Origin of the sequence: Vibrio profundi (assembly GCF_043642225.1) — a bacterium.
Classification (GTDB): Bacteria; Pseudomonadota; Gammaproteobacteria; order Enterobacterales; family Vibrionaceae; genus Vibrio; species Vibrio profundi_A.
On the sequence record NZ_JBHZSF010000018.1, the window covers coordinates 1 to 12,337 of the forward strand.

The following is a 12,337-nucleotide window of genomic DNA, read 5'->3' on the forward strand; positions in this document are numbered from 1 at the left end:
TCAGTTTTTCTGACTTTTTTGCCTGTTCGAGCAAAAAGCCATCAAAACGCCCTGTAAATAGCCTTTTAAACTAGTAGTTCTTAAATTTATCTGCAAATAAGGACACTTTTTTCCAATTTGTATACTCCACCTCTTTCGAAGTGTCCGTTTCCCCGCCAGTCATTGTCATAATGAAGCGAATCATCGTTCTATCAAACAGGTTATAGCGTGGATAATAAAGTGCACCGGCAAATACGCCAATCAAGCTTGGTTGCCAAGCCGACTTCTTGAGGAATGTTTTTATATAAGCACTGCCTTCTGGAGTATCTTTACCTTGGTCTTCTTTGCGAGCTGTCAGGTTGACACAAAAGAACGCTACTTTATTACTTTCCAGTTGGTCTAGGTTTTGCTCAATAAACTGATATAGCTTTTTATTTAAGTGACCGTAACGGATAGAAGCACCAATCAATATTCGATCATAGCCACCAAAATCTAGATTGCCTGCTGAATGCAGATCGACAATCTCACACTCAAAATCAGATAACTCATCTTTTATATAGCTAAGTATTTTCTTGGTTTGCCCTTCACGGCTCGAATACAAAAATAGCGCTTTTGCCACAACCTATCCTTAACTACGCCAAAACGTAGGGGTGAGTAATATTAATAAAGTAAAGATTTCTAGACGACCAAACAGCATTGAGACTACGAGTACCCACTTGGCTTTGTCATTGATGTCACCAAAGTGAAGCGCTACCTCGCCTAATCCGGGGCCTAAATTATTCAGAGTTGCCGCTACAGCAGAGAAGGCACTCAGCTCATCCATACCGGTTGCGATTAATGCCAACATACAAACCACAAAGACTAGCGCGTATGCAGAGAAAAAGCCCCACACCGCGTCAACTACACGTTGCGGCAGTGCCGAACCACCGACTTTAATCGTGTAAACAGCTCTAGGGTGAACAAGACGCTTCATTTCACGAGCGCCCTGTAAAGTAAGCAGTAAAATTCGGATGACTTTCATGCCGCCACCGGTAGAGCCTGCACATCCCCCTATAAAAGAAGAGAATAATAATAGAACAGGTAAGAATAGAGGCCATTCTGAAAAGCCAGTGGTGGTAAAGCCAGCTGTGGTAGAAATAGATACTGTCTGAAACAAAGCCTGATCGAATGCATCATAATAAGAATCGTACGAGTGATGATTCAATAGTAATAAGAAGCAAACAAAGAACAGGACAGCCTGTATGAAGATAAAAGCCCTAAACTCAGGGTCTTTCAAATAATATTTTGGATGCACCCCTCCAGAAGCAAAAGCAGCGAAGTGCAGAGAGTAATTACAGGCTGAGATCAATAAGAAAACAACGGTAATCATATTAATGGTATGGCTATCAAAATAGCCCATGCTTGCATCGTGAGTGGAAAACCCTCCGATCGCTATGGTAGAGAAACTATGACTGATCGCATCAAAGGCACTCATACCCGCAAGCCAGAACGCCACAGCACAGGCTATGGTTAAACTTAGATAGATATACCAAAGTGCTTTCGCGGTTTCGGCTATTCTCGGTGTCATTTTACTATCTTTAACTGGGCCAGGTATTTCAGCTCGATAAAGCTGCATACCACCGATACCAAGCACAGGCAAAATGGCTACCGCCAACACGATGATACCCATACCGCCAAACCACTGTAGAAATTGTCGGTAGAACAAAATTGCTTTAGGAAGCTCATCCAGGCCGACAATCACAGTGGCACCCGTAGTCGTCAGGGCGGAGAAAGATTCAAAAAAAGCATCCGTAATTGAAATATTGGGAGTATCTGATATCAGGAATGGCAGGGAACCCGCACTACCAATTACCGTCCAGAACAGTACCACGATCAAAAAGCCATCACGGGCTTTGAGTTCATGTTTATGGCGACGATTCGGAAACCAACATACTGCACCACAAAATAGCAGCACAAAGAAAGTCGTAACGAAAGGTACACCCGCACCATCTCGATAGATCAAAGCGACTAAAGCAGGGGCAAGCATGGACACACTAAACAGTGCCAGCAATAACCCGACGATACGAATAATTGAGCGAAATTGCATTACAAATATGACGAAGCGATAGGCTTCAAACTTCCTAGTTATTATCTAATTTTGACACCAGTGCTTTAGCACCGCTTTTATTGATGATGGTTTCCATAAACCCATCGATTTGAAGCACTTCTATCTCAACCATCATGACAACATTGACGCCATAGTCGGCTTGCACTTCCTTTGCTTCAAACTGCGACATGATAGATTGTGCGATTGGCACGAAAGCATAGTCTAACTCTAGGCGCAAAATTGTGGTTATTTTTTTCTCGATAGTTTGAAGCAGCTTGAGAGCTTGTTGCACACCGCCGCCATAAGCTTTCACTAGCCCGCCAGTACCTAGCTTGATTCCACCAGAATATCGTGTCACGACCGCAGTAATTTCACCCACCCCAGAACCGGAAAGCTGAGCAAGTATCGGCTTGCCTGCAGTACCCGATGGTTCACCGTCATCACTGAAACCCCACTTCATGGAATCTTCTGGCCTACCAGCTACAAAGCCCCAACAGTTATGACGCGCTGCTGCGTGTTCTGTTTTTACCTGCTCAACAAATTGTTTAGCAGATTCTACACTTGGAGTATGAGCAAGATGTGTAATGAACACACTCTTCTTTATTTCTTCTTCATACAACGCAGATTGCAGCGGAATAAGGTAAGGCTGGTCATTCATAGTGATGGCTTTATTAATGAGGAAGATAAAGTGTATCACGCACATTCAATAACCGTTAGAGATCTGTGCCAACGCACAATGTTAAACAATTGTTTAAAAAATGTATTGAATTTACAGTAAGGCGAGTACACACTGAGACAACTGGTCTAACCAGAAGATATTTTACGATATAAATACAACAAGAATTCTCTCACGCAATCGTGGATTGTACGTCATGGAGATAGACAATGATTTACCAAGCTAACACCCTACAGGTAAAGGAATTACAAGATGGAATAGCCGAACTGAGTTTCTGCGCTCCAGCTTCTGTGAATAAGCTCGACCTTGCTACTTTAGAATCCCTAGACCGAGCCCTTGATGCACTCAAAGCTCATGCCGGTTTACGTGGATTGATCTTAACTTCAAACAAAGACGCATTCATCGTTGGTGCTGACATCACCGAATTTCTAGGCTTATTTGCTAAGCCAGAAGCTGAGCTAGACGAGTGGTTAAGATTCGCAAACTCCATCTTCAGTAAATTAGAAGATTTACCTGTTCCGACCCTTTCAATGATGCGCGGCCACGCTCTAGGCGGCGGTTGTGAGTGTGTACTTGCCACTGACTTCCGCATTGGTGACAAAACCACCAGCATTGGTCTTCCTGAAACCAAACTTGGCATCATGCCCGGTTTTGGTGGCTGTGTGCGTTTACCTCGCGTTATCGGGGCAGACAGCGCAATGGAAATCATCACACAAGGCAAAGCTTGCCGAGCAGATGAAGCATTAAAGGTTGGCTTGTTAGACGCGATTGTAGAGACCGACCAACTGCTAGAGTCAGCGATTAACACGGTATCTCTTGCAGCCAATGAACAGCTAGATTGGCAACAACGTCGCAAACAGAAAACATCAGCGCTGTCTCTAAGCAAGCTTGAAGCAATGATGAGCTTTACCATGGCGAAAGGCTTGGTTGCTCAGAAAGCAGGTCCACACTACCCAGCACCAATCACTTCCGTTATCGCTATTGAAGAAGCTGCACGTAGCGACCGTGATGCAGCATTAGATATTGAGCGTAAACACTTCGTTAAACTCGCGAAATCTGAAGAAGCAAAAGCGCTAGTGGGCTTGTTCCTTAATGACCAATACATCAAAGGCCTAGCGAAGAAAGCTGGTAAATCGGCCAAAAAAGATACTGAGCGAGCAGCCGTTTTAGGTGCCGGCATTATGGGTGGCGGCATCGCTTACCAATCTGCACTGAAAGGCGTACCTGTGATGATGAAAGACATCGCACAAGCTTCACTTGATCTTGGTATGAACGAAGCGTCTAAACTACTGAACAAACGCCTATCACGCGGCCGACTAGACGGTTTCAAAATGGCGGGTATTCTTGCTTCAATTACCCCTAGCCTACACTACGCAGGTATCGAACAATCTGACGTGATTGTTGAAGCCGTAGTAGAAAATCCAAAAGTAAAAGCAGCTGTATTAAACGAAGTCGAAAGCCAAGTAGGCGAAGACACCGTTATTACCTCTAACACGTCAACGATCCCAATTAACTTATTAGCTAAATCGCTAAAACGCCCAGAGAATTTCTGTGGTATGCACTTCTTCAACCCAGTGCATCGCATGCCTTTGGTTGAAATCATTCGTGGTGAGCACACCTCTGATGAAACCATCAACCGAGTGGTTGCGTACGCTGCAAAAATGGGTAAATCACCTATTGTGGTTAACGACTGCCCAGGGTTCTTCGTAAACCGTGTGCTTTTCCCTTACTTCGGTGGCTTCAGCATGCTACTACGTGACGGTGCAGACTTCACTAAAGTCGATAAAGTGATGGAGCGCAAGTTCGGTTGGCCAATGGGCCCAGCATACCTACTTGATGTTGTTGGGTTAGATACAGCACACCACGCACAAGCAGTCATGGCGCAAGGCTTCCCAGAGCGCATGGGCAAAGAAGGTCGTGATGCGATTGATGCATTATATGAAGCAAACAAATACGGCCAGAAAAATGGCAGCGGTTTTTACACGTACAGCGTAGACAAGCGCGGTCGCCCTAAGAAGACCTTCTCAGAAGAAATTCTTCCTGTTCTTTCCGATGTATGCCAAGCACCACAAGATTTTGATGACCAAACAATTATCCAACGTGTGATGATTCCAATGATCAACGAAGTGGTACTTTGCCTTGAAGAAGGCATTATCGCGACACCGCAAGAAGCGGATATGGCACTGGTTTACGGTTTAGGCTTCCCTCCATTCCGAGGCGGCGTATTCCGCTACTTAGACAGTGTGGGCATTGGTAACTTCGTTGAAATGGCGAAAGGCTACCAAGACTTAGGTGCAATGTACCAAGTTCCTCAACTATTGCTTGATATGGCAGCGAAAGGCGAAAGCTTTTACGACGCTCAACAAGCCAGTTCTCTGTAACCCACATTTGGAAAAGGAATAGCAAAATGAATAATGTAGTTATTGTTGATTGCCTTCGCACCCCAATGGGACGTTCCAAAGGTGGAGCTTTCCGTCACACTCGTGCTGAAGATTTATCTGCACACCTGATGAAAGGCATTCTAGAGCGTAACCCACAAGTAAACCCTTCAGAAATTGAAGACATCTACTGGGGTTGTGTCCAACAAACCCTAGAGCAAGGTTTTAACGTGGCGCGTAACGCGGCTCTATTGGCAGGCCTACCAATTGAGATTGGTGCGGTCACCGTTAACCGTTTATGTGGTTCATCTATGCAAGCTCTGCATGATGCAGCACGTTCAATCATGGTTGGTGATGCCGAGATCTGCCTGATCGGTGGTGTAGAGCACATGGGCCACGTACCAATGACACACGGTGTAGATTTCCACCCGGGTATGTCAAAAAACGTAGCAAAAGCCGCAGGCATGATGGGCTTAACCGCTGAAATGCTTGGCAAACTGCATGGTATTAGCCGTGAAGACCAAGATGCATTCGCCGCTCGTTCACACGCTCGTGCACAAGCCGCTACTGTTGAAGGTCGTTTCAAAAACGAAATCCTACCAACAGAAGGGCACGCTGCCGATGGTTCACTGTTTACACTGGATTACGATGAAGTGATTCGCCCTGAGACCACGGTTGAAGGCTTATCTCAACTTCGCCCGGTGTTTGACCCTGCCAACGGCACGGTAACAGCAGGCACCTCATCAGCTCTGTCTGATGGCGCCTCAGCGATGCTTATTATGAGTGAAGAAAAAGCCAATGAGCTTGGTCTTAAGATTCGCGCTCGCGTGAAGTCGATGGCTATTGCAGGTTGCGATCCTTCTATCATGGGTTACGGACCAGTACCTGCGACGCAAAAAGCGTTGAAGCGTGCCGGCCTAAGCATTGAAGATATGGGCGTTATCGAGCTAAACGAAGCCTTTGCTGCTCAATCACTACCATGTGCTAAAGACCTTGGCCTACTTGATGTAGTCGATGAGAAAGTAAATCTCAATGGTGGCGCTATCGCTCTTGGTCACCCACTAGGTTGTTCAGGCTCACGTATTTCAACAACGCTCATCAACCTGATGGAAGCAAAAGATGCGAAGTATGGATTGGCGACCATGTGTATTGGCCTTGGCCAAGGTATTGCAACGGTCTTTGAACGTCCATAGCTGATAACTACGCTTAGTGAATCTTGCTCTCGCTAAGCGTCAATAACGAACCTCCCTTCCAAAGCGCAATTCATGTTTTTCGTGATTGCGCTTTTTCTTTACTTAAACTCAAGGGAAGAAGTTAGAGTATGCGTTTTATGCATAGTTTAAATGTTGAAGTTTCATTATTTTTTCGAAGATTTGTCGTCTAAAGTTATTGGCAGATTCCTAATATTCCCTCAGTGGAGAACAACATGTTTAAAGCACTTGTACTAAACCAAGAAGATAAAAAAACCATCGCTGCAGTATCTCAAATCGAAGAGTCTCAACTGCCAGAAGGTAACGTAAAAATTAACGTTAACTACTCTTCTTTGAATTACAAAGATGGTTTAGCAATCACAGGCAAAGGGCGCATTGTTCGTAACTTCCCAATGGTGCCTGGTATTGATCTTTCTGGTGTGGTTTCTCAATCGGATGACCCTAGATATAAAGAAGGCGACGAAGTCGTTTTAACAGGCTGGGGCGTCGGTGAAGGCCACTGGGGTGGCATGGCTGAGAAAGCAAGCCTAAACGGTGACTGGTTAGTGCCTATGCCTAAAGGTCTAGACGCTAAGAAAGTCATGGCGATTGGTACAGCAGGCTTTACTGCAATGCTTTGTGTTCAAGCTATTGTAGATGCAGGCATTAAACCGGAAGACGGTGAAATCCTAGTCACTGGCGCAAGTGGTGGTGTAGGCAGCGTATCAATTACTTTGCTTAACCAACTAGGCTACAAGGTAGCAGCGGTAACAGGTCGTGCATCTGAAAATGGTGAACTACTAAAATCACTAGGTGCGACACGCATTGTTGAACGTGCTGAACTAGAAGAGCCAGCAAAACCATTAGAAAAGCAGCTTTGGGCAGGCGCTATTGATACGGTCGGCAGCAAAGTATTGGCGAAAGTACTAGCGCAAGTAGATTATAACGGCGCAGTAGCAGCTTGTGGCTTAGCCGGTGGTTTCGATTTACCAACAACCGTAATGCCATTCATCTTACGTAACGTACGCCTGCAAGGCATTGATTCTGTGATGTGCCCTCGCGAAAAACGCATTAAAGCGTGGGAGCAACTTTCAGAATTACTGCCTGCCTCTTTCTACGAGCAAGCAACCAAAGAAGTGTCTTTGGATGACGCGATTAAAGCGGCTGAAGATATTACAAACGGTCAGATTACAGGTCGCGTGGTGATCAAACTTTAATCCACATGCGCTTCATAGTCGCAATCAAAGCGATGAAGCGTTAACAGCAAAGGGCTGATGCAACATCAGCCCTTTATTTGATTTCACTACCCTAATCCAATGTCCGCAATTCTCTTTTTAATCAGCTTGCCACATTCTTCTTTTACAATTCGCCTTAGCCATTGCTGAGATTCAGACGTATCACAACGAGCATGCCAAATGAGCGAGTAATCAAATGGCATAAAATCAAACGGCAGCGGTTTAATCACTAAATCGTATCGTTCTGCCACTAAATACGCCAAATCAGCGGGCACTGTAATCACCAACGGCATTTTATCCACTATCGCAAGCGCAGCTTCTAAATGGTAAGCACGTAATACCATTCTACGTGGATTTTGATTAGCCAATGCATTATCGAGTAAAGCTTTTACCCCATCGCTGATGGCAATCATGGCATGAGGGAGGTTGACATAATCCTCTAAAGAAAGCGGCTGCTTTGCCAAAGGGTGAGTTTTTGACACTAAACACGACACGCCGACTTGCCCCAGAACCTCTCTATGCAAAGGAGACACCGACCCCGTTGGGCGACAAATAGCCATATCGACTTTTTCGGTACTCAGCTGCTTAAACAAATGCTCATGCTGCAATGGCGCAAACTCCAAAGAAATGTTCGGAGCTTGCTCATAAATCTTAGGTAACGCATAAGGCAAAATGGTTTGCATCGCATAATCCGTCGTTGCGATCAAAAACCGTTCACTGCAGTAATAAGGATTGAATTCACTTGGTGTGAGAAGTTGGCGGAAAGATTCTAATGGCTGCTCAATCTGCTGACTGATCTCCAACGCTTTACTTGTTGGTAACAAACGCTGCCCTTGGCGGGTAAATAATGGGTCATCCAATAACTCGCGTAATCGGCCTAGCACGCGGCTCGTTGCAGATTGGCTCAGGTTCAACCGTATAGCCGCTTGGCTTACACTGCCTTCTTCGATAAGAACTTTTAATGCAACCAGTAGATTGAGGTCGCGGCGATAAATTTCTTCTAATTCCACACTCAGTACCTAAGTCGTGATTCTGCCTCTGTTATACCATGCTTCAGGCAAAAAAAATCCCGCCTTTCAGCGGGGAAGCCCAAGAAAACTGGGGATAGTGTCGGAATGTCGTATCGGAATTTCGTTAAATGGTCTGGATTAATGTTCTTGCTCTTCAGAAATGCCATGCCAGCGGCGCATTTCTACCCAAATACCAAAAATTGTTGCGCTCATACCTGCAAGTGGCATTAATGAAGCCTCTGCAGGTGTTCTCAGTACCAGTGCACAAAATGAAATAAAGCACAGTACTGAATAAATCGTTAATCTGTCTAAACCTGTCAACATCGCCACTCCTTAGCTAAGTTGTCACCGAGAAGTTGTTATCAACTTGTTAATTAATTTATAGGAAATGATTCTGTTTGCCAAGAGGTTATTGCATATTTTTTCTGCAGACGTATCATTCTTTGCGTTAAGTACATATAGAGAAGTAAACATGACATTCGATCCTGAGCTAGCAACCAATACATTAGAAGCGGAAGGACTGCGCTGCCCAGAGCCGGTAATGATGGTCAGGAAGACGATTAGAAGCATGCAAAATGGCGAAGTGTTGTTGGTTAAAGCAGATGACCCATCGACAACGCGAGACATCCCAAGCTTTTGCCGCTTTATGGACCACCAACTCATTGGCGCGCAAACAGAGCAACTGCCTTATCAATATCTGATCAAAAAAGGGATGGATTAAACCTCGCTTCCTCGCGTTTTACTCCAATACCGCACAATCCGTCAGTTTTTAAAAAATTCCTCCTCATAGACTGTCATTGTTTAGGGAGGAATTTTTATGCAACGAAATCAATCCATTGACACCATTCGTGGTGCTTTATTACTCATAATGACCATCAACCACTTTATTTGGATTACCGTGGGATGGGCCAATATACAATATTTCACTTTGCAGCCTTTTGGCCAAGTGGGTGCTGCGGAAGGATTTATTTTTATCTCAGGGTTAATGGTCGGGCTGATTTATACAGGTTCCGACACCGCCTTGAATCGAACCAAATTATTCAGCCGATCCAAACAACTTTATTGCTATCACATGGGTGCCATCCTGATGGTTTTGGTTATCTGCAGCCTATACATAGCTTTTGTTCCAGCAACTCAAGATTTTTACGGTGGGCTATTTCCTTGGTTATTGTCTGACAAATTGATGGCATTAATCACAAGTATTCCGATGCTTCACAAACCAGCTTACTTTGATATTTTGCCAATGTATGTGGCATTTTTGGCGATGGCTCCTCTTGTCATTCATCAACTCAAAAAAGCACGAGTGGTGTGGGTAATAGTGCTTAGCTTATTGATCTGGCAGTCCAGTCGATATATCGACTTAGCCTCAATGCTTAACCCATTTTTTTCTGAGGGGACACTCAATACAGGCTACTTCAGTTGGCTCGCATGGCAGCTTTTATTTGTAGCAGGGCTGTGTTTAGGGTTTACTGCTCGCCATAAACCAATCAATTGGTTTAAGTACCGAGCGGCAACCATATTCGTCGTCATTGCAGTCTTGATTATTTTCATTCTCAATCGAAATGTCTTTGCGCAATATGGCATTCACCAAGGAACGCTTTATCAAATCGCTGATAAACCTCTGCTTGGTTGGCTGCGGGTATTCAACCTATTATTGCTTGTATATTTGTTTGCTTTCGTCATAAAGCATTGGCCTAGATTGTTAACGTTCAAACCACTCGCATTATTAGGTCGGCACTCACTCCACGTCTTTGCATGGCATTACGTGGTGATTTTTTCGATAGCACCCTTGGTACTCGGTTTCTTTAATTTCCAACTCAGTATTGCCGTGGGGATAATCATAACAACCCTGCTCTTATACATTCCTCCACTTTACCGAGAAAAAAACCAAGCGACAAAATTGACCTCGAAAACCAGCCACTCTTAAAGGCTTTACCCTTTCGACCATCCCGGTTAGCGTTTCGCGACCGGGATCAACAGCTCGATATACCATTCTTCACCCGACCTTTTTTCCGCGCACGTGATCCATTCAAAGCCCTGTCTCAAAAAATAGCGAGACTCACTTAAATGCGAAAAATATACGCTATCTAGGTCTTCACCTATCTCACGCAAGCTTCCAATCAAACCGCATTTCAAATATTTCCCCTCTTCAAGACACATAGAGCGTGCTCCACCTTCAGTGAAAAGGTTTACCTGGAAATCATGCTGCGGGGTGTAATCATGCTCGGTCGTTCTTCCTATCAACAAATGCTGTTTCCCAGCGTTGATGATTGGAAGCAAAGCTTGATAACGATCGAGAACGTACTCCAAACGCTGGCTTTTTTGAACCAAATGTTCAGGAATAGCCTGTGCCGAAAGCTCTCCAAAGAGTCTTGGTTTCAACATTACCGATTCATCCAAATATTGAACACTAGGAGGCAAAACATTCAACGCTTGTGACGGCTTTAATTCCACCCAGAACTGCAATTGCCCCTGCTCACCTAACTGCCAAATAAAAGGTAACCGGCACAACACCAGTTTGTTTTGCGGGCAAAATACTCGATGAAGAAACACAAAAAGTGCAGGAATAAACTGTTCGTTTGGCAGCGTAAACTTCCACATTTTTCGCTCGCTAATATGAATCTTGGCAAGGGGGTAAACCGTTGTTTCTTCTTCGCCATCGCAAGTCGCTAGCATTTGAAATTGCCCTGAACGTCCAGAACAGTTATTCCGATATTCTAAAGTAAAATACTGACGATTCTCGTGGGGCCAATGACACGTTGTCTGGCTGAAGTTATCCCACAACTCCTTCACACCAGTTGAGACGTCTTGCGGCTCAAAAAATACTGATGAGAAATTACGATAAACGCCCATCAATTCACAGGATGAAAAAATAACTTCCATTGGAGCGTCTTTCTCAACACGTTGGAAAAACTCTAAATAGAAAATATCAATGGGAGGGATACCAATAAACTTAGCTAAAGCGCGGTTGCGCCTAAAATTCTTGGGGGACACTTCGAAGGTTTGCCTTACCACACGATAAAAAGCCTCTTGAGATTCGAAGCCAAAATCCAGTGCAATATCAAGAATTCTTTGATTCGAATTAGCGACTTCACTAATTGCTAGCGTCAATAAACGTAAGCGGTAGTAGCGCCCGACACTCATTCCAGTAAAGCGTTTGAATTCATGCTGTAAATGCCAACGACTGACATTCAATATTGCAGACAACGCCTTGATATCCAGCTTACGAGGAAGCTGAATTTCTATAGCCTCTACAATTCGAAAAATAAAGGAAAACTGTCGCATAACAGCAGTTTCTATTGCGTTCCATTGTCTAGCAATATCGCCCGAAATGCTTTACGTGACACTTCAAAGATTCAAACAAAAAAGGCAGCCAAACGGCTGCCTTTATTTATTCGTTGAACTCAATAGTTCGAATATCTGACTGAAGCTTATCGATCTGCTTTCTCATGGTACGTAGCTCTTGGTGCATCGGAATAATATGGGCCGCTCGTATCCAAGCTTCCACGGCAAGGCCTGTCATAATGATTGCCCCTGCCACCATAGGTAGCCACATATTTGTCAACACCATCCCCAACAAGGTCAGTGCGAGACCAAAGGTAAACAAGTAACTTTGGCTTTTTGGGGTTATCCCCATATAGCGCGTTAACATAGTCATGCCCTCTTGCTAATATCGTTAAAGATAAAAACCGATCACAAGATTAAAGTAGCATGACAAGTGTGACAAATATGTGTCAGCGCCCACACTCGCACCGCTTATCGAACGAGAATTTGATCTAAAAT

Annotated in this window: 12 protein-coding genes; 5 read left to right on the forward strand and 7 right to left on the reverse strand. The window is 44.4% G+C overall.

The window, feature by feature from the left end; all coding sequences use genetic code 11:
• Positions 1-70: 70 nt before the first annotated feature.
• Genes hemG through ACHUFI_RS19915 form a run of 3 tightly spaced genes read right to left on the reverse strand, consistent with a single transcriptional unit; the run spans position 71 to position 2,723 of the window.
• Positions 71-598, reverse strand: coding sequence for a menaquinone-dependent protoporphyrinogen IX dehydrogenase (gene hemG / locus ACHUFI_RS19905; protein ID WP_394252348.1), 528 nt, complete (start codon positions 596-598; stop codon positions 71-73).
• 9 nt (positions 599-607) lie between these two features.
• Positions 608-2,065 (reverse strand): TrkH family potassium uptake protein, encoded by a 1,458-nt coding sequence (locus tag ACHUFI_RS19910; protein WP_394252350.1) that lies wholly within the window; start codon positions 2,063-2,065, stop codon positions 608-610.
• A gap of 34 nt (positions 2,066-2,099) precedes the next feature.
• Positions 2,100-2,723 (reverse strand): YigZ family protein, encoded by a 624-nt coding sequence (locus ACHUFI_RS19915; RefSeq protein WP_394252352.1) that lies wholly within the window; start codon positions 2,721-2,723, stop codon positions 2,100-2,102.
• 227 nt (positions 2,724-2,950) lie between these two features.
• Between ACHUFI_RS19915 and fadB the strand changes: the two genes are divergently transcribed.
• From fadB to acuI, 3 genes are all read left to right on the forward strand, one after another.
• Positions 2,951-5,122 carry a fatty acid oxidation complex subunit alpha FadB gene (gene fadB, locus ACHUFI_RS19920; RefSeq protein ID WP_394252354.1) on the forward strand — a complete coding sequence of 724 codons (2,172 nt, stop codon included), beginning with the start codon at positions 2,951-2,953 and terminating at the stop codon, positions 5,120-5,122.
• A gap of 26 nt (positions 5,123-5,148) precedes the next feature.
• The gene (gene fadA, locus ACHUFI_RS19925) at positions 5,149-6,312 is read left to right on the forward strand and encodes an acetyl-CoA C-acyltransferase FadA (protein ID WP_394252356.1); all 1,164 of its coding nucleotides are present in this window, start codon (positions 5,149-5,151) and stop codon (positions 6,310-6,312) included.
• Positions 6,313-6,545: 233 nt separating this feature from the next.
• Positions 6,546-7,526, forward strand: coding sequence for an acrylyl-CoA reductase (NADPH) (gene acuI, locus ACHUFI_RS19930; RefSeq protein WP_394252358.1), 981 nt, complete (start codon positions 6,546-6,548; stop codon positions 7,524-7,526).
• 86 nt (positions 7,527-7,612) lie between these two features.
• On the opposite strand, the gene ACHUFI_RS19935 is transcribed toward acuI, so the two are convergent.
• Together ACHUFI_RS19935 and ACHUFI_RS19940 are read right to left on the reverse strand one after the other, a co-directional pair.
• Complete coding sequence (locus ACHUFI_RS19935) at positions 7,613-8,554, reverse strand: LysR family transcriptional regulator (RefSeq protein WP_394252360.1); 942 nt, start codon at positions 8,552-8,554, stop codon at positions 7,613-7,615.
• Between the two features lie 138 nt (positions 8,555-8,692).
• Positions 8,693-8,878: a hypothetical protein gene (locus tag ACHUFI_RS19940; protein WP_137359543.1), complete on the reverse strand. Its 186-nt coding sequence runs from the start codon at positions 8,876-8,878 to the stop codon at positions 8,693-8,695.
• A gap of 148 nt (positions 8,879-9,026) precedes the next feature.
• Between ACHUFI_RS19940 and tusA the strand changes: the two genes are divergently transcribed.
• On the forward strand, positions 9,027-9,275 hold the full coding sequence (gene tusA / locus ACHUFI_RS19945) for a sulfurtransferase TusA (RefSeq protein ID WP_394252362.1): 249 nt from the start codon (positions 9,027-9,029) through the stop codon (positions 9,273-9,275).
• A 96-nt stretch (positions 9,276-9,371) separates the two neighbouring features.
• Positions 9,372-10,481, forward strand: a complete 1,110-nt coding sequence (gene opgC / locus ACHUFI_RS19950; protein ID WP_394252364.1) for an OpgC domain-containing protein — start codon at positions 9,372-9,374, stop codon at positions 10,479-10,481.
• A gap of 26 nt (positions 10,482-10,507) precedes the next feature.
• On the opposite strand, the gene ACHUFI_RS19955 is transcribed toward opgC, so the two are convergent.
• Together ACHUFI_RS19955 and ACHUFI_RS19960 are read right to left on the reverse strand one after the other, a co-directional pair.
• Positions 10,508-11,839 (reverse strand): helix-turn-helix transcriptional regulator, encoded by a 1,332-nt coding sequence (locus ACHUFI_RS19955; protein ID WP_394252366.1) that lies wholly within the window; start codon positions 11,837-11,839, stop codon positions 10,508-10,510.
• Between the two features lie 106 nt (positions 11,840-11,945).
• Positions 11,946-12,206, reverse strand: a complete 261-nt coding sequence (locus ACHUFI_RS19960) for a hypothetical protein (RefSeq protein WP_394252480.1) — start codon at positions 12,204-12,206, stop codon at positions 11,946-11,948.
• Positions 12,207-12,337: the final 131 nt, after the last annotated feature.

Excerpts from the sequence above, each read along its gene's own strand:
- ACHUFI_RS19915 (WP_394252352.1), bottom strand. The coding sequence starts at position 2,723 with ATGAATGACCAGCCTTACCTTATTCCGCTGCAATCTGCGTTGTATGAA.
- ACHUFI_RS19940 (WP_137359543.1), bottom strand. The coding sequence starts at position 8,878 with ATGTTGACAGGTTTAGACAGATTAACGATTTATTCAGTACTGTGCTTT.
- ACHUFI_RS19910 (WP_394252350.1), bottom strand. The coding sequence starts at position 2,065 with ATGCAATTTCGCTCAATTATTCGTATCGTCGGGTTATTGCTGGCACTG.
- fadA (WP_394252356.1), top strand. The coding sequence starts at position 5,149 with ATGAATAATGTAGTTATTGTTGATTGCCTTCGCACCCCAATGGGACGT.
- tusA (WP_394252362.1), top strand. The coding sequence starts at position 9,027 with ATGACATTCGATCCTGAGCTAGCAACCAATACATTAGAAGCGGAAGGA.
- acuI (WP_394252358.1), top strand. The coding sequence starts at position 6,546 with ATGTTTAAAGCACTTGTACTAAACCAAGAAGATAAAAAAACCATCGCT.
- ACHUFI_RS19960 (WP_394252480.1), bottom strand. The coding sequence starts at position 12,206 with ATGTTAACGCGCTATATGGGGATAACCCCAAAAAGCCAAAGTTACTTG.
- ACHUFI_RS19955 (WP_394252366.1), bottom strand. The coding sequence starts at position 11,839 with ATGCGACAGTTTTCCTTTATTTTTCGAATTGTAGAGGCTATAGAAATT.
- opgC (WP_394252364.1), top strand. The coding sequence starts at position 9,372 with ATGCAACGAAATCAATCCATTGACACCATTCGTGGTGCTTTATTACTC.
- fadB (WP_394252354.1), top strand. The coding sequence starts at position 2,951 with ATGATTTACCAAGCTAACACCCTACAGGTAAAGGAATTACAAGATGGA.